16 protein-coding genes are annotated in these 16,935 nt (G+C 70.7%); 7 read left to right on the top strand and 9 right to left on the bottom strand.

Annotated features, from left to right (window positions below; genetic code table 11):
* Position 1 precedes the first annotated feature (1 nt).
* Positions 2-628, bottom strand: coding sequence for a DedA family protein (locus HNO83_RS01380; protein WP_175335700.1), 627 nt, complete (start codon positions 626-628; stop codon positions 2-4).
* 128 nt (positions 629-756) lie between these two features.
* Complete coding sequence (locus tag HNO83_RS01375; protein WP_175335699.1) at positions 757-1,305, bottom strand: isochorismatase family protein; 549 nt, start codon at positions 1,303-1,305, stop codon at positions 757-759.
* Positions 1,306-1,364: 59 nt separating this feature from the next.
* Between HNO83_RS01375 and HNO83_RS01370 the strand changes: the two genes are divergently transcribed.
* Positions 1,365-1,961, top strand: coding sequence for a pentapeptide repeat-containing protein (locus HNO83_RS01370; protein ID WP_349627046.1), 597 nt, complete (start codon positions 1,365-1,367; stop codon positions 1,959-1,961).
* Between the two features lie 8 nt (positions 1,962-1,969).
* Positions 1,970-2,590: a hypothetical protein gene (locus tag HNO83_RS01365; protein WP_175335698.1), complete on the top strand. Its 621-nt coding sequence runs from the start codon at positions 1,970-1,972 to the stop codon at positions 2,588-2,590.
* Between the two features lie 66 nt (positions 2,591-2,656).
* On the opposite strand, the gene HNO83_RS01360 is transcribed toward HNO83_RS01365, so the two are convergent.
* Positions 2,657-3,328, bottom strand: a complete 672-nt coding sequence (locus tag HNO83_RS01360; RefSeq protein ID WP_175335697.1) for an ABC transporter ATP-binding protein — start codon at positions 3,326-3,328, stop codon at positions 2,657-2,659.
* 36 nt (positions 3,329-3,364) lie between these two features.
* Entirely contained in the window at positions 3,365-4,909 is a 1,545-nt protein-coding gene (locus tag HNO83_RS01355) for an ABC transporter permease (RefSeq protein ID WP_175335696.1), read from the bottom strand.
* A 166-nt stretch (positions 4,910-5,075) separates the two neighbouring features.
* Between HNO83_RS01355 and HNO83_RS01350 the strand changes: the two genes are divergently transcribed.
* The 5 genes from HNO83_RS01350 (at position 5,076) to HNO83_RS01330 (ending at position 10,590) form a co-directional block, all read left to right on the top strand.
* The gene (locus tag HNO83_RS01350) at positions 5,076-6,290 is read left to right on the top strand and encodes an NAD(P)/FAD-dependent oxidoreductase (RefSeq protein ID WP_175335695.1); all 1,215 of its coding nucleotides are present in this window, start codon (positions 5,076-5,078) and stop codon (positions 6,288-6,290) included.
* On the top strand, positions 6,287-7,183 hold the full coding sequence (locus tag HNO83_RS01345; protein WP_175335694.1) for an RNA polymerase sigma-70 factor: 897 nt from the start codon (positions 6,287-6,289) through the stop codon (positions 7,181-7,183). Before HNO83_RS01350 ends, HNO83_RS01345 begins: the two co-directional genes overlap by 4 nt.
* Positions 7,184-7,254: 71 nt before the next feature.
* Positions 7,255-8,025, top strand: coding sequence for a response regulator transcription factor (locus HNO83_RS01340; protein ID WP_283810034.1), 771 nt, complete (start codon positions 7,255-7,257; stop codon positions 8,023-8,025).
* Entirely contained in the window at positions 8,022-9,572 is a 1,551-nt protein-coding gene (locus HNO83_RS01335; protein WP_175335693.1) for a sensor histidine kinase, read from the top strand. Before HNO83_RS01340 ends, HNO83_RS01335 begins: the two co-directional genes overlap by 4 nt.
* 109 nt (positions 9,573-9,681) lie before the next feature.
* Positions 9,682-10,590, top strand: coding sequence for a DsbA family protein (locus HNO83_RS01330; RefSeq protein WP_175335692.1), 909 nt, complete (start codon positions 9,682-9,684; stop codon positions 10,588-10,590).
* Here HNO83_RS01330 and HNO83_RS20690 read toward each other — a convergent pair.
* The 5 genes from HNO83_RS20690 to HNO83_RS01305 are packed head-to-tail and all read right to left on the bottom strand — an operon-like array spanning position 10,568 to position 16,898.
* Complete coding sequence (locus tag HNO83_RS20690; protein ID WP_217498552.1) at positions 10,568-11,752, bottom strand: GDSL-type esterase/lipase family protein; 1,185 nt, start codon at positions 11,750-11,752, stop codon at positions 10,568-10,570. The two genes, HNO83_RS01330 and HNO83_RS20690, sit on opposite strands and share 23 nt — an antisense overlap.
* Positions 11,749-13,896 (bottom strand): glucosidase family protein, encoded by a 2,148-nt coding sequence (locus HNO83_RS01320; protein ID WP_175335691.1) that lies wholly within the window; start codon positions 13,894-13,896, stop codon positions 11,749-11,751. Before HNO83_RS01320 ends, HNO83_RS20690 begins: the two co-directional genes overlap by 4 nt.
* Positions 13,897-13,930: 34 nt before the next feature.
* The gene (locus tag HNO83_RS01315; protein ID WP_175335690.1) at positions 13,931-14,755 is read right to left on the bottom strand and encodes a carbohydrate ABC transporter permease; all 825 of its coding nucleotides are present in this window, start codon (positions 14,753-14,755) and stop codon (positions 13,931-13,933) included.
* An 8-nt stretch (positions 14,756-14,763) separates the two neighbouring features.
* Positions 14,764-15,639, bottom strand: a complete 876-nt coding sequence (locus HNO83_RS01310; protein ID WP_349627045.1) for a carbohydrate ABC transporter permease — start codon at positions 15,637-15,639, stop codon at positions 14,764-14,766.
* Entirely contained in the window at positions 15,639-16,898 is a 1,260-nt protein-coding gene (locus HNO83_RS01305) for an ABC transporter substrate-binding protein (RefSeq protein ID WP_175335689.1), read from the bottom strand. Before HNO83_RS01305 ends, HNO83_RS01310 begins: the two co-directional genes overlap by 1 nt.
* Between the last annotated feature and the right edge of the window lie 37 nt (positions 16,899-16,935).

The following is a 16,935-nucleotide window of genomic DNA, read 5'->3' as shown; positions in this document are numbered from 1 at the left end:
GTCAAGCACCCTCGCGCCGACGCGAGCGCCGGTCGAGCACCCAGGCGCGGATGCCCGCGACGATCGACGCGGCGATGACGACCCCGGCGACGATGTAGGCGACGGGCCGCACACTCGGGTTGACCGCGGCGAAGTAGCCGATGACCGTGATGAGCACGCCCCAGCTGAGGGCGCCGACGATGTTCGCGGTGAGGAAGCGCCAGTAGCGCATGGCGCTGATCCCGGCGATCGGCGGGATGAACACGCGGCCCCACGGGATGTAGCGGCTGATGACGACGGACCACCAGCCGAACAGCTCGTAGAACCGTTCGGCCCGGCGCACGCCCGCCTGCACCCAGCGGCCGCCGCGGCGGGTGAGGTACGGACGCCCGAACCGTCGCCCGAGCCAGAACCCGACCTGATCGCCGAGCACCGCCGCGATGCCGACGCCGATCGCGAGCACCCAGATGGAGAGCTCGGGATGCGTCCCCGTCAGAAGCCCCGCGGCGAACAGCAGCGAGTCGCCGGTGATGAACGGGATGAACACCCCGACGAAGAGCGCGGTGCCGGCGAAGACCAGCCCCCAGACCGCGAGGTAGAACAGCAGCGGCCCGACGTCGCCGAGGACGTTCGCGAGGTCGTGGGCCATGCTTCGAGCGTATGGCACGCGGCCGCCTCCGTCGGAGATTCGGTCGTCTGGTCGGCGGATCTCCGACGTAAGGCGGCCAGGAAGGAGATTCGGCCGTTCGATCGCTCAGTTCTGCGGCGGAGGCGACCTCAGAACCGCACGTCGGCCGCGTCCACGACCTCCGCCGTGCGTCCGGGCGCCCGGTGGTTCGACCAGTAGAGGTTGGTGTGCGCGATGACGAGGTCGGGAGTCGGTGCACCCCAGTCCGAGAGGTCCTCCGTGGTGTGCGCGTCGCCGACCAGGGTGACGTCGTAGCCGCGCACGAGACCGCCGTGGATGGTCGAACGGATGCACTCGTCCGTCTGCGACCCGGTGACCACGATGCGCCCGGTGCCCACCGCCGCGAGCACATCCTCCAGCGTCGTCTCCTCGAACGCGTCGGCGTAGTGCTTCGGGACGAGCGGCTCGGCGTCGTCCCGGCTGAGCTCGGGAACGTACTCCCACTCCTCCGAGCCCTCTGCCAGCTGCTCGTCGGAGTGCTGGATCCACACGACAGGCACGCCCTCGGCGCGTGCCCGCTCGACGAGGCCGCCGATGCGTTCGACCACGTCGTCGCGCCGGTGGGCGCCCCCGATCACCCCGTTCTGCACGTCGATCACCAGCAGAGCCGTCCCGGTCCGTCCTTGGAGAGTCGTCACGACCGGGATGCTACCCCCGCAGGCACCCCGCTGTCTGCGGTCGGCGCTAGGCTCGCCGGGTGACGAGCATCCCGGACGCCATCAAAGGCGAGGACTGGTACGGCCGCGATCTCGACGGCGTCGAGTACACCGGGGTGGTGTTCGACGACGTCGACATGACAGAGCTACGGAGCTCGGGGGCGACGTTCACCGAGTGCGTCTTCCGCAAGGTCCGGTTCAACGTCAGCGAGCACACCGACTCCGCCTTCGTGAACTGCCGGTTCGAGTCGTGCAACTTCTTCGACTCCACCTTCCGGCGGTGCAAGCTCACGGGCAGCACGTTCCAGGCCTGCGAGTTCGCGCTGTTGAAGGTGGAGGGCGGCAACTGGTCGTTCACCGGCCTGTCCCGGGCGGAGCTGCGCGGCGCGACATTCACGGGCGTGCGGTTCCGGGAAGCCGACCTGTCGCAGGTGCGCGCACAGGAGGCGACCTTCGAGGGCTGCGACCTGAGCGCAGTGGCGCTCGACCGCGCCGATCTGAGTGCGGCCACGATCGCCGGGAGCGACCTGACCGGCGTCGACCTCTCCGACGTGACGCTGCGGGGGACCGTCATCGACGAGCGCCAGGCCGTGGTGCTGGCCGAGGCGCTCGGGATGGTCGTGGTGCCGGTCCGGTGAGCGGGCGGGTGTCTCCGGCGGTCGTCTATCCGTACGAGTCCCAGTGGGGCGACATCGCCTGCAACCGGCCGCTCATCGAGGAGGGAGCCGACCCGTCCCGGTTCTTCGACTGGTCCACCGACGGGTATCCCTCGGTGGAGGAGTACCTCTTCTGGTCGCACCACGTCTGCGGTCTGGCCTCGCTGCGCTCGGTGCTCCGCGCCTGGTCTCCGGAGCACGGACGGATCGCCATGTTCGAGCTGGTCCGCCGGGCGCAACTGCACGGCGCCCTGACCCGCGACGGCGATGCGGTCGGCGGCCTGTTCTACCGGCCGTTCGTGGAGTGGATCGGCGAGGACTTCGGGATCGAGGGCACGGTCCACCCGCTCGTGGAGGCCGAGGGCCTGCTCGAGCACGTCCGCTCCGGCGGCGTCGCGCTGGCCTCCGTCTCGCCGGAGATCCGCTACCCCGAGCGGCCGAACGCCCGTCGCGGCGGCCACCTCGTGCTCGTGCACCGCTTCGACGGAGACCGCATCATGCTGCACAACCCGTCGGGCGTGCCGGGCACCGCGGAGAACGCCGAGCTCGATCTCCCGACGTTCGAGCGGTTCTTCGCGCACCGCGGCGTCACGCTCACGCCTCCGGCCTGACGCACTGACGGCGCCCGCGCCCGGTGTCGCGGGGGCGGGCGCCGTCAGCGCGGGCGGGTCGGAAGGTCAGGCGACCTCGCTGACCTGCCCGTGCTTGATGTGCAGCCGGCGCTGGGCGCGGCGGGCCACGGCGGTGTCGTGGGTGACGATGACGACGGTGAGGCCGCGGTCGCGCCACAGGCCTTCCAGCAGGTCCATGATCTCGTCGCGGGTCTCCTCATCGAGGTTGCCGGTGGGCTCGTCGGCCAGCAGCACCTCCGGGTCCTTCACCAGTGCCCTGGCGATGGCCACGCGCTGCTGCTGGCCGCCGGAGAGCTCGGACGGCAGATGGTTGCCGCGGTCGGCGAGACCGACGGAGGCGAGAGCCTCCGCGGCACGGCGCTTCCGCTCGGCGGCGCTGACGTGCAGGGGAGCGAGGGCGGTCTCGACGTTCTCCTGGGCGGTGAGCGTCGGAATGAGGTTGAAGCCCTGGAAGACGAAGCCGATCTCCTTCGCGCGGATCTTCGCGAGCCGCGAGTCCCGCTGCTTCGACAGGCTGTCCGCGCCCAGCTCGACGGAGCCGGACGTCGGCCGGTCGAGCGCGCCCAGCATCTGCAGCAGCGTCGACTTGCCGCCGCCGGTGGGGCCCTGGATGGCGACCAGCTGGCCGTCCGGGATCTTGAGGCTCACGTCGTTGAGCGCGACGACCTGGCGCTTCGACTGGCTGTACTTCTTGGTCACATCGGTGAGGGTGTACACGGTTGACTCCTTGGGTTCGGGATGCGCGGGGGAGGCTCAGGCGACCGAGCGGAGGGCGGCGGCCGGACGCAGGCGGGAAGCCCGCCAGCCGCCGATCGCACCGGCGAGCAGGCCGCCGAGCACCGCGAGAGCGACCGCCCCGACGATGATCCAGAGCGTCACGGGGGCGTGCAGCGCGATGTTCGCGGAGGTGGTGGCCGCCTCACGGGCGGCGCCGAACGCCCCGCCGCCGGCGAAGCCTCCGGCGCCCGGGGCGTTCGTCGCGGTGCCGGACGCGCCGGCACCTCCCCCGAACCGACCGGCGGCGTTCGTGCCGAAGCCGTGGCTGATGCTGCCGGTCAGGGTCGGCGCGACCAGGTTGACGACGAGCACCCCGAGGAGCCCGACGGCGACGCCGATCACGCCGCCGATGACGCCCTGCACCACCGACTCGCCGGCCACCTGCCCGACGATGCGGCCGTTGGACCAGCCGATCGCCTTGAGCGTGCCGAACTCGCGGGTGCGCCGGGTGACACCGGAGATGGTGAACAGGATGGCGATCAGGAACGCCGCCGCCAGCACGATGACCGACAGCCAGGTGCCGAGGTTCCCGATCAGCTCGCCGGCGCTGCCGAGCGAGCCGGAGACGGTGGACGCGAGGTCGGCCTGGGTGCTGACCGTCGCACCGGAGACGGCCTTCGTCAGGTCCGTCTTGAGCTGGTCGATGTCGCCGGACGACGCGGCCTTGACGTAGACGGAGGAGATCTTGCCGGTCTCGCCGGACAGGGTCTGCGCGACGTCCAGCGGGATGTACGCGTTCGCAGCGGTGGTCGAGTCGGAGCCGGTCGCCGCGACGATGCCGATCACCGAGAACGAGGTCCCGCCGATGGTGACCGTGTCGCCGACCGCCTTGCTCGCGGTCTTCGCGTAGCTCGCGTCCAGCACCACGACGTCCTTGCCCGTGTCGGCCGCGGTGAAGCTGCGGCCACCCGTGAGCGTCACGGAGGCGAGCGGACCGACAGACTTGCCCGCCGGGTCGAGGCCGAGCACCGAGAACGAGTCGACCGTGAACGAGCTCCCGCCCGCGCCGTCGGAGCCGCCGGTCGGCGGGGCGGTCGGGGAGGCGGCCTGGCCGTTCTGGCGCTCCTGCCGGAGCTGCTGGAAGTTCGGCAGCGTGCCGCTGAAGCTGGTGTTCGTCAGCGACAGCACCGCGGCCGCGGCCGACACGTTCTGCACCTTCTGGACGGTGGAGAGCGTGGACGCGTCCATCGTCGTCGAGCCGCGGGTGGCCTCCAGCCGCGACGTGTTCACCTGGCGCGCCGTCCCCGTGTCGGTGCCGGCGTTCGCGCCGAAGTCGAAGCGCGGTCCGCCGCCGGCCCCCTGCAGCGCGTTCGCGCCCTGAGCGGTCGCCGGCTGGCTGACCGTGATGTCCGTCCCGACGCCGTAGACGGACTGCAGGACGCTCTCCTGCGCCTGCTTCACGCCCGCCGAGACGGCGTTGACGATGATGACGAGGGCGATCGCGAGCGCCATGCCGATGGCGATGATGATCGTCTGCTTGCGGCGGTTGAACAGCTCGCGGCGCAGGTAGGTGCCGAACATTGGCTTCCAAACTGTGGGGGCGGATGTGGTTCTTGCGCGAGGTTAAGGACCGCCGTTTTCGGGGCGCTATGGCGAAGCTATGCATTCGCCGTGTGCGCCGATGTCACACATCCCGGGGCTGCGGTGTCTCACGGTCGACAGCGTTCGTCGACGGAAGGGGACCCCCATGAAGCAGCAGACCCGCGTGGTCGTGATCGGCGGCGGCTACGCCGGAGTGACGGCGGCCAACCGGCTGACCTCCGACGACACCGTGAGCGTGACCCTGGTGAACGCGCGCGACGTCTTCGTGGAGCGCATCCGGCTGCACCAGCTGGTCGCCGGCACCGACGACGCGGTCGTCGACTTCGGCCGGGTGCTCGCTCCCGCCGTCGGTCTGCGGGTGGACGCGGTGCAGCGCATCGACGCGGCGGACCGCCGGGTGCTGCTCGCGTCCGGTGCTGCGCTCTCCTACGACTACCTCATCTATGCGGCGGGGAGCGGACGCGCCCTCGCCGATGTCCCCGGCGGCGGGTCCGCCCATGCGATCGCCGACCTGCGCGACGCGGGGGCGCTGCGCGACGCGCTCGCGGCGGCCGGGCCGCAGGCTCCTGTGGTCGTGGCGGGCGGAGGCCCGGCCGGGATCGAACTGGCGGCCGAGCTCGCGGAGCGGGGCCGCCCGGTGGTGCTGGCCTGCGGCGGTCCGCTCGGGCCGACGCTGCACGAGCGGACGCGCCGCGGCGTCGCCCGGCGGCTCGCCGCGCTCGGGGTGGAGGTGCTGGACGGCCCGGGCTCGCGGGTCGCCGCGGTGACCGTCGACGGTGCGGCGCTCGCCGACGGCCGGACGATCGGCGGGATCGTGGTGTGGACGGCCGGCTTCCTCGTCCCGGAGCTGGCGCGCGCGAGCGGCCTCAGCACGGACGCGCACGGTCGCCTGCTCACCGACGAGACGCTGACCAGCGTCGACGACGAGCGCATCCTCGCGGCCGGCGATGCGGCGTCCCCGTCGGGCGTCCCGCTGCGGATGAGCTGCCAGGCAGCCGGTCCGCTGGGCGGTCACGCGGCAGACACGGTGCTCCGCCGCATCCACGGCGAGCAGCCGCAGCCGTTCGCCATGGGCTTCGTCGGCCTCTGCCTGAGCCTGGGCCGGCGGCACGGCGTGTTCCAGTTCGAGCACAGGGACGACCGCCCGACCGGCGCCCGCATCTCCGGGCGCGCGGGCGCGTCCGTCAAGGAGCTCGTCTGCTGGGGCACCGTCCAGCAGCTCGTGCTGGAGGCGCGCCACCCCGGAGCGACCCGGCTCCCGGCGGCCTTCGGCGACCGGGGCCGTGCCCGTATGCTCGCTAGCAGCGGCGCCGCGGTGCGGACGACGGCGCCGGCGAGCGGGGGAGCGGCGAGGCCATGAGCGGTGACGGGACGGATTCGGCGACCGCGGAGTTCGTCGCGCATCGCAATCTGCTGTTCACGGTGGCGTACGAGATGCTCGGCTCGGCGGCCGACGCGGAGGACGTGCTCCAGGAGACCTGGCTGCGGTGGGTGAAGGTGGATGGGGACGAGGTGCGGGAGCCGCGCGCCTACCTGGTCCGGATCGCCACCCGCCTGGCGCTGAACCGCCTGCGCAGCGCGCAGCACCGCCGTGAGTCGTACGTCGGCCCCTGGCTGCCCGAGCCGCTGCTGACGACTCCGGACGTCGCGGAGGACGTGGAGCTGGCCGAGAGCGTCTCGATGGCGCTCATGGTGGTGCTGGAGACGCTCGGCCCGACCGAGCGGGCCGTCTTCGTGCTGCACGACGTGTTCGGTTTCGAGTTCGCGGAGATCGCGGCGACCCTGGACAAGACACCGGCCGCGGTGCGGCAGATCGCCCACCGGGCGCGCGCCCACGTCGAGGCGCGCCGTCCGCGGGTGTCCGTCTCGGCGGAGGAGGCGCGCGCCGTGCTCGACGCCTTCCGCCGCGCGGTCGAGACCGGCGACACCCAGGCGATGCTGGCGGTGCTGGCCCCCGATGTCGTGCTCATCAGCGACGGCGGCGGCGTGAAGCAGGCGGCGCTCCGCCCGATCGCGGGCGCCGACAAGATCACCCGCTTCATCGCCGGTGGGCTGCGCAAGACCGGCGCCGTGCTGACGAGCGAGCCGACGGTGCTCAACGGGAACCCGGCCCTCGCGCTCTACGTCGACGGGGAGTTCGACGGCGTGCTGGCGGCGCGCGTCCAGGACGGCCTCATCACCGGCATGTACATCGTGCGGAACCCGAACAAGCTGACGCGCGTGACGGAGGAGACGCCGCTGGCGCTGCGCTGAGCCCTGAGGCGGACGCCGCGCTCAGAGAGTTCATAGCTTCCGCAAAGTCACCATCCATTCCGCTCCTCATAATGAGAAAGGTGACCATCAACGCCCGCGCCGCCTCCAGCGCCTCCAGCCAGCCCCGTACCCTCCTGCGCCGGGCGGACGGGGGTGCGATCCGCGTGCTCGTCGTCGACGACGAGGCCACGCTGACGGATCTGCTCGCGATGGCGCTCCACTACGAGGACTGGGACGTCAAGACGGCGTCGACGGGCCAGCAGGCGCTGCAACTGTCGCGCGAGTTCAAGCCGGATGTCGTGGTGCTCGACATCATGCTGCCCGACATCGACGGCCTCCAGGTGCTCTCCCGGATGCGGGCGGACGGCAACGAGGCGCCTGTGCTGTTCCTCACTGCGAAGGACTCGCTCGACGACCGCATCGCCGGGCTCACGGCCGGCGGCGACGACTACGTGACGAAGCCGTTCAGCCTGGAGGAGCTGGTCGCCCGGCTGCGCGGGCTGCTCCGCCGCTCTCGTGCGGCGGTCGCCGACCACGACGACCCCGTGCTCATCGTCGGCGACCTCGTGCTCGACGAGGACAGCTACGAGGTGCACCGCGACGGCGAACTCATCCAGCTGACCGCGACAGAGTTCGAGCTGCTGCGCTTCCTGATGCGCAACCCGCGCCGCGTGCTCAGCAAGGCGCAGATCCTCGACCGCGTCTGGAGCTACGACTTCGGCGGCTCCTCGAGCGTCGTCGAGCTCTACATCTCCTACCTGCGCAAGAAGATCGACGCCGGCCGCGCCCCGATGATCCACACCGTGCGCGGCGCCGGCTACATGGTCAAGGCCGCGCAATGACCACCGCCCGCACGGCGGGCGCCCCAGCTCCGGCGGGCCGCGGCAAGCTCCCGCGCATCCGTCCCTTCCGCTCGTGGACGCTGCGCAGCCGTGTCGTGCTCGTCGTCGTCGCGATGTTGGCCGTCCTCGGCGCGGTCATCGGCACGATCAGCGTCTTCGCCCTGCAGAACTACCTGATGCAGCGGCTGGATGCCCAGCTGACGTCCGCGCTCGTGCGTGGTCAGCACGCGGCGGACCGGATCTACGGTGATCAGCCGACCGGTCCGGACGTCATCGGCATCGTGCAGACACCCGGACAGCAGACGGGCACCTTCGGCGTCATTCGCAGCGGGGACATGCTGTTGTATCCGGTGATCCTCTCTGAGCGGCCGCAGAACGGCACGCCCGATCAGCCTGTCGCGCCACAGCGTGTCACCATCGGGACGACAGCGCTCCTGACGCTCCCGGCCGACGGACATCCGCGGACGATCAAGCTCGGGCCGTCGCTCGGTGACTATCGGGTGGCCGCCGTCGAGCTGTCCAACGGCGACAGCGTCATCATCGGCCTCCCGCTCAGCGACGTGAACGCCACCGTCGCCCGTCTCACCCTCGTCATCGTGCTGGTCACCCTCGCCGGACTGGTGTTCGCCTTCCTGCTCGCGAGCGTGGTGGTCCGGCTGGCGATGCGTCCGCTGGAGCGGGTCGCCGGCACGGCGGAGCAGGTCTCCAAGCTGCCGCTCGACCACGGCGATGTCGCGCTGTCGGTGCGGGTGCCGGAGGAGGACACCGACGAGCACACCGAGGTGGGCAAGGTGGGCTCCGCCCTGAACCGCATGCTCGGCCACGTCGCCTCCGCGCTGACCGCCCGGCAGGCCAGCGAGCAGAAGGTACGGCGGTTCGTCGCCGACGCCAGCCACGAGCTGCGGACGCCGCTCGCGTCGATCCGCGGCTACGCGGAGCTGACCCGGCGCGCGCCGCACGAGCTCCCTCCCGACGTGACCCGGTCGCTCGGCCGGATCGAGTCCGAGGCGACGCGCATGACCTCGCTGGTCGAGGACCTCCTGCTGCTCGCCCGTCTCGACGAGGGCCGGGAGCTCGACCGCGACCCCGTCGACCTCACGCTTCTGCTGGTCGACGCGCTCAGCGACGCGCACGCGGCGGGACCCGACCACGAATGGGTGCTGGACCTGCCGGAGGAGCCGGTCGAGGTGGTCGGGGACGCTCCGCGGCTGCACCAGGTGCTGATGAACCTGCTGGCCAACGCGCGCGTCCACACCCCCGAGGGCACGAAGGTCACTGCCGGACTGCGAGTGGATGCGGACGCCGGCCGCGCGATCGTCACCGTCGCCGACGACGGCCCCGGCATCCCGGAGGACCTGCAGGCCACCCTGTTCGAGCGCTTCGCCCGCGGCGACAGCTCCCGCAACCGCGCCACCGGCTCCACGGGGCTCGGGCTCGCGATCGTGCAGGCCGTCGTGCAGGCGCACGGCGGGGAGGTCACGGTGCGCAGCGTCCCGGGCGACACCGTGTTCACGGTGGCGCTGCCCCTGGCGCCGTCGAGCGACTGAGTACGCGGGCCGCGGGCGTCACCGCGTCATGAAGCCGGCTTCGATCGCGTCTCTCACTTGAGGGGCGCGATCGCGCACCCCGTTCGCCGAGATCGATGGGACGGTAGGGATGGGCACCGGCAGGGGAGCGACGGGTCCGAGCAGGAACGACCGCCGGCAGCAGGCCCGCGAGACCGCCCGGAGGGTCCGCGAGGAGGCGGCCAGGAAGGCCAGGCGACGCAAGATCGTCGTCCAGGGTTCCGTGATCCTCGGCATCGTGTCGGCGCTGGCGATCGTCGGTGCGGTGGTGTTCGGGAGCGGACCAGCCGCCGTCGCCGAGGCGGTGAACCCGAAGAACATGCCGAGCGGCGGCGTGCGCTACGACGGATCGATGACCGTGACGCCGGCGGCGGCCCTCACGAAGGGCGCAGAGCCGAAGCCCACCACGGTAGCCCTCGACGGCAAGACCGCTCACGTCCAGATCTGGGTCGACTATCAGTGCCCCGGCTGCAAAGCCTTCGAGGCCCAGAACGCGGAGCAGATCGAGAAGTGGCTCACCGACGGAACGGCGACCCTGGAGCTGCACCCGGTTGCGATCCGCGACATCCCGACGAACAACGAGTACTCCACGCGCTCGGCCGCAGCCGCGAGCTGCGTCGCAAGCTCTCGGCCGGAGAAATTCTGGGATGTCAACGCCGCCCTGTTCGCCGATCAGCCGGACGAGGCGAACGACGACGGGCTCACCAACGACGAGATCCTCAAGGTCTTCGCGGGCGCCGGGGTCTCCTCGAAGGCGATCACCACCTGCGTCAACGAGCAGACGCATGCCGATTTCGTCACGAACGCGACGCTCGCCGCGACGTCCCATCCGCAGCTGAAGGACCCGATCCGCGGTGGCTTCACCACCCCGGCCGTCTTCGTCAACGGGGAGAGGTACCGAGGGGCGATCAGCGATCCCGAGCAGTTCGCGAGGTTCGTCGAGACCATGGTCCGGGACGCCGGCAGCGGCAAGGACCTCACGTTCCCTTCGGCCCGCTGAAAGCACCGCCCGGCCCGAACACCAGCCGGGCGAAGCGCTCGGCGATGAGGGCCTGCACGTCGTCACCCGGGTGGAGGTTGTCGGGGAGCGGCATCCGCGCGGCGTCGTCCGCGTCGTACAGCGTCAGGCCGTCGAGGTGGTGGAGGTTCTGGTCCTCGCCGGAGCGGAGGGCGACGAGGGCCGCGATCTCCTCGCGGATGACACCCAGGCTCAGCTTCCCCTGCTCCAGCTCCTCCTCCCGTCCGGCCGTGATCGTCCACGGGTCCGTGCGGGCCGGATCCTGGATGGTCGGGCCCGGGAGGTGCTCAACCGGCTCGCAGAAGATCGGGGAGACGACGAGCAGCGGCGTCCCGGGATGCCCGTCGCGGATCGTGTCGAGAAACCCGTGCAGCGCGCTCCGGAAGATGCGGCGCCGCATGAGATCGCCGTTGACGACGTTGATGCCGACCTTGACGCTGATGACGTCTGCGGGGGTGTCGCGCATCGTCCTGGCGGTCAGCTGGTCGAGCAGTGCGTTGCCGGAGAACGCTGCGCTGGTCAGCTCGGCCCCGACCGCGCGGGCGGCGGCGACCGGCCAGGTCCGGGAGGTGCGGGTCGCGATGTAGCCGTGGCTGATCGAGCTGCCGTGGTGCAGCCAGCGGAGGCCCGACGGCGAGCGGGGGGCCTCGACCGGAGCGTCCGCGCGCAACGAGACGAGCTCCACCTCGTCGGTGTAGGGGAGCCACAGCTCCACGTCCTTCATCGAGCCGCCGAGCCCCTCGAACCGGAGGGTGTCCGTCGCTCCCGCAACGCGGTAGGCATCCGGGCGCTCGAAGGCGAACACGAAACGCGAGCCGGCGGACGACTCCCTGGTCTGCACCAGGCGGCCGTCGACCACGAGCTCGTACGCGGCCGCGGGGAGCGGAACCTGCTCGTCCGGGACCATCTTCGTGGCGTGCACCGTCAGCTCCAGCACGTCGGCCGGCGTCCGGAACGCGAGGCGCACCCCCGCGCATTGCGATACCGACGCGAGCATGAAGTCGTCCGGGATGCGCGACCACTGATCCGACCGCACGCGGCGGGGGAGCACACCGAGGGCTCCACGCACGACCTCCACGGCGCCGCGCAGCTCCACCGGGCTGCCGAGCACCGGGTCCAGCGGCACCTCGATCGGTGCGGTCACTCCTCGTCCACCCGGCCGTCGGCATGGATGCGGTAGCGCCGGCCGCCCGCAGCGTAACCGGCGAGGGTGGCGTCGGGGTCCAGCCGGTGGGCGACGGAGACCGCGGAGACGCTTCCGTCGACCGCGGACCGGACGCCGAACACCGACTCGAGCACGAGGGCGATCCACGCCCCCGCGGACGAGCACGCCCAGTCGTTGATGTACGGCAGCTGCGGAGGGGCCTTGCGTGCCCCTCCCGCGATGCCGGGAAGCGCCTCCTCGACGAAGTGGGCCTGACCGGGAGGACCCTGGTTCGCCGTGCGGGCGAGCCCGCCCAGCCAGGGCAGTGCGACCTCGGCGGCGCCGAGCGCGATGAGCGAGCGAGCGGCATCCGCGGGCCAGGCGGGGTAGGCGCCGTTCCACTGGTGGTCGGGGCGCACGCTGAAGCTCGCGTCCGGGTCCCAGGGGGAGAGGGCGCGCATCCAGTTGTCCGTCTGCAGGTCGTGCCTGAAGAAGGCGACCATCTCGTCGCGGACCCGGGGCTCCAGGTCGTCGGCGATGGTGGTGCCGACCACGTTGAAGTCGTAGCAGTGGCGGACCGGGATGCGGGTGCCGTCCGGCTGGCCCGCAGCGAAGTGGCCGGTCCCGTCCAGGTACAGCGCACGCACGTGGGGGAGCAGCGCTTCCGCCTCGTCGCGCAGCCCGGCCGCGCGCTCGCGGTCGCCGGCGCGGTCGAGGAGATCGGCGGCGGTGCGGAGGTTCCAGACGTTGGCCGCGTTCAGGCTCGCCACCTCGTGCGTGTACGAGCTGACGCACTCCAGCAGGTTGTCGATCTCGCCGTAGTCGGCGAGCCGGCCGCCGACCCGCAGCCCGCGGTACGCCTGCGCCCACTCGACGACGTGCTCCAGGACGGTCCGCTCGGCGCCTGCCGCGCCGACGCGCTCCGCGAGGAAGCCGTCGTCGCCGGTGATGCGCACATAGTCGGCCACCAGGCGCGTCATCGCGTAGTCGTTGACCGAGTACCAGCGGCCGACCGGGCCGCCGGTGAGCGCCGACGTGCCGAAGTGCGTGTGGATGTCGCTCCCGATCCAGTGCAGCAGCTGGGCGCGCATCTCGTCCGGGTCGAGGAGGGCGTGCGCCACGGAGCTGAGGGAGTAGTCCCAGATGAACGTGGTGGTCGCCCAGTAGTTCGGCATCAGGGTGTCGTAGGTCCGCGGACGGACGCCGGTCTCGTAGTCGCGGCGGAAGTACAGCATCCCGAGCACGCCCCACCAGTAGAGCGTCCGCAGCTCGTCCGAGTTGGTGTCGAGCTCCGGCAGCCGGCCGGAGTACTCGCCGTTCCCGGTGGTGAACGCCGCGCGCAGCTGGTCGTCCCAGTAGCGCTCCGCCGCGGCGACGGCTGCGGGGACGTCGGCCGCGACGCGGTCGTACGCGGCGACCGCCTGCTCCCGATCGGGGGCGACGGAGTGGATGTAACCGACCCGGGCGGTTCCGCCGGCGGCGACCTCCAGCACCGTGTCGACCTCCCCTCCGCGCCCGGCGCCGCCGATGCCGACCTCGAAGCCGTCCACCGGGGACGGCGGGACGGCGCTCACGCGCGCGCTCCCGGGGCGGTCGAGGCCCTGCACGCTCCACGCCGTCCGGCCGTCGTCGGTGAACACCAACCGGGTCTCGTCGCCGTCCACCTCGACCGTGTTGCGCACGTTCGGCGACTCCGCGTCGCCCCACGAGCCGGCGACCGCGGTCACGCGTGCCGCGAGCGCCAGCCCGATGCGGACGGACCTCGGGCGGTCGCCCGTGTTGCGTACGACGATGTCCACGGCCACCGCGTGCTCGCCCGGCACGGCGACCGTCGTCGACGCGATCGCCAGGCCGTCGACCTCGGCCTCGCGGACGACCCGGTCGGGACGCCAGGAGTGCGTGATCGGGATGCCGAACGACTCGAACACCCGGCCGTCGACGAAGAGAGCGCCGGTCTTCGCGAGCCCCTGCGACACCGGCGGGAACGTCACGGAGGACAGCCCGACGAGGTCGTGCCCGACCGTCACCGTTCCGCGGTGGTTGGTCAGGCCGGCCGGGGCGATCAGGTCGTCGTAGTGGTGCGAGACCGGCTCGGCGGCGAGGTCGTCGACCGTCGGGATGGTGCGGTTGGCGGTGCGGGGCATCGGTGCTCCAGAGCTAGGGACGGCGTGGTGCGGGTCAGTACTGCCCGAGGGCCAGGCCGCGGGAGAAGAACTTCTGGGTGAACAGGAACAGGATGACGGTCGGCAGCGACACCAGGATCCCCGCCGCGAGCACGGTCGACAGCTGCGCGCCGCCGTACGTGCTCTGCATCCCGCTGAGCGTCGTGACGATCGGGCGCACGTTGTCGGACTGGCTGAGCGTCAGGCCGAGCAGCAGGTCGTTCCAGATGAACGTGGCCTGGAGGATGAACACCGCCACCAGTGCGCTCGATGCCATCGGCAGGTAGATGCGCACGAAGATGCGCCAGGTCGATGCGCCGTCCACCACCGCCGCCTCGAAGACGTTGTGCGCGATGCCGGTGAAGAAGTTGCGCATCACGAAGGCGCTGAACGGGATGGAGATGGCTGTGTACACGATGATCATGCCCAGCTGCGTGTCGAAGAGCCCCACGCGGGAGTACCCGTCGAACAACGGCAGCAGGACCATCTGGAGGGGGAACACCGTCCCCCCGAAGATGAACACGAACCAGAAGAAGCCGCGCTTGAGCCGGAGGGCGACGATGGCGAAACCGGCGGCGGCGCCGACGATCACCGCGATCAGCGGCGACACCACCGCGTAGATCACCGTGCTGGTGACGCTGTCGCCCAGGTTGCTGAGCTGCCACGCCTCCGCCATGTTCGAGAACAGGTCGAAGCCGGTCGGGATCCACGACTGCTTGGAGTCGTACGCCTGGGGCGACTTCGCGGCGTTCACGACGAGCAGGTACACCGGCAGCAGCCAGATGATGCCGAAGACGACGAGGACGGTCGTCCGGGCGATGCGGGAGGCGGTCGACGCCATGGGTTCTCCTAGAGCTCGTTCTTCTTCGACAGCTGCTGCCGCAGGTACAGCACAGAAGCGACGAGGGTCACGACGGTGAGGAACACCGCGATGGCCGACCCCAAGCCGTACTGGCTGTCGACGAACGTGTCGTTGTACATGGTGAGGGCGAGCGTCTCGGAGACGCGGCCGGGGCCGCCCTTCGTCATCCCCAGCACGATGTCGAACGTCTTCAGGCTCGCGACGATCGAGAGCCCGATCACGACGGTGGTCAGCGGGCGGAGCATCGGCCACAGGATGCTGCCGAACAGCCGGAACCCTCGCGCTCCGTCGAGGCGTGCGGCCTCGAGCGGCTCCTTCGGGATCGACTGCAACCCGATCGTGAACAGCAGAGCGTTCACGCCCACGCCCTGCCACGCCGCCGCGACGATCATGACCACCGTGTTGAGCGGCGCGTCCAGCAGCCACCTCGGGGTGTCCTGGACGCCGAAGAAGTGCAGGGCCTGGTCCAGCGCACCGTTGCTCTGCAGCACGAACGACCAGATCAGGCCGACGCCGATTCCGGAGATGGCATACGGGATCAGGAAGGGCAGGCGCAGCCAGACCCCGCCCTTCAGGTTGAAGGTCAGCAGCGCCAGCGCGAGGCCGAGCCCGACGGGGATGACCAGCGTTCCGACCACCCAGAGCAGGGTGTTGAACATCGAGTTGAGGAAGTCGGGGTCCTCGAACATCGTCTGGTAGTTCGCCAGCCCGGCCCACACCGGGTCGCCGAGTCCGTTGTAGTCGGTGAGGCTGAGGAACACCGTCCACAGCAGGGGGAGGTAGAGGAGGACGGCCACCAGGATCGCGCCCGGGGCGATGAAGCCCCGGGCGGCCCAGCGGTACTGAGGTCGGGCGTCGCTCACTACTTCTTGCTCGCCCAGTACTTGTCGGCGGCATCCTGGATCTTCTGCAGGTACGGCAGCGGGTCACCGGGGTTGGCCGAGAAGGCGCCGAACTCCTCCAGCGCCACGTTCAGGACGGGCGTCGGGGCGGCCTCGAAGTAGCGGGTGACCAGCTGGTAGTCGCGGCCCGAGACGTCCTCGCCGAGCTTCTTGAGCCCCGCGTCCTTGACCTCGGCCTTCGGGTTGAAGGGCACGTCGCCGCGGGCGTTGCTCCACGCCGTCTGCGCGCCCGCGGTCATCCACCACTTCGAGTAGGCGAGACCGAGGTCCTTCTGCTTCGAGCTCTGCGCCACGCACATCGGGCCGGTCTCGACCGGGACGGGGGTCTTCTTCAGGTCCGGGTTGACCGCCGGGATGATGAAGTAGTCGTAGTCGGTGCCGGCCTTCATGCCGACGCCGTCGAGGGACGCGCCGAAGAAGGTGCCGAAGTTGATCATCGCCATGTCGCCCTGCTTGAGCATCTGGGCCGGGTCCGTCTTGCTTCCCGCGTCGCTGAACCAGCCCTTCTTCTGCTGGTCGAGCCACTCGTTCATGATGTCGACGATGCGCGGGTCGGTGTACTTCACCGATCCGTCCGAGAGGCCGTTGTACAGCTTCGGATCCGTGCCCGCGACCAGCGTCTCGAACCAGGGGAAGGTGAACAGCGTGCTGGTCTGGTAGAACGGCGTCACTCCGGCCTTCTTGAGCTTCGCGGCGTCGTCCATCAGCTCCTTCCAGGTCGTCGGCTTCTCGATGCCGTTCTGGTCGAAGATCTTCTTGTTGTAGTACATGACCCAGTACGCGATGTTCATCGGCACGCAGTACTGCTTGCCGTCGACCGTGTAGTACTTGGAAAGGTCCTCGCTGACGTCGCCGTCGGCGATCGCCTTCTTCCAGATCGAGGAGGTGTCCGCGACGAGCTTCTGCCCGACCAGCTGGTTGAGCTGGTCGCCCGTGGCCCACGTGAACAGCCCGGGGCTCTGCTGCGTGCGGAACGACTGCTTGACGAAGGCCTGGTACTGGTTCTCGTCGGAGTAGCCGGTCGTGCTGAGCGAGATCTTGACATCCTTCTGCGATGTCGGGTTGAGGGACTGGAACTGCGGCTTCCAGGCGGCCTTGTCCGTGTAGAACTTCAGCGTGCCGGTCGTCGCGCCCGAGTCCCCGCCGCCGGAGCATCCGGCGAGCAGGAGGCCGGCGGCCAGGACGGACGCGGCGAGTGCCATGGTGCGTCTCTTGTGCATGTGAACTCCCTTGTTCGGGTCCGGCCGTCGGCCGGGT

Origin of the sequence: Leifsonia sp. C5G2, assembly GCF_013359685.1 — a bacterium.
GTDB lineage: Bacteria > Actinomycetota > Actinomycetes > Actinomycetales > Microbacteriaceae > Leifsonia.
The sequence above is the reverse complement of the archived record's forward strand: the minus strand, read 5'-3'. Positions and strand labels throughout refer to the sequence as shown.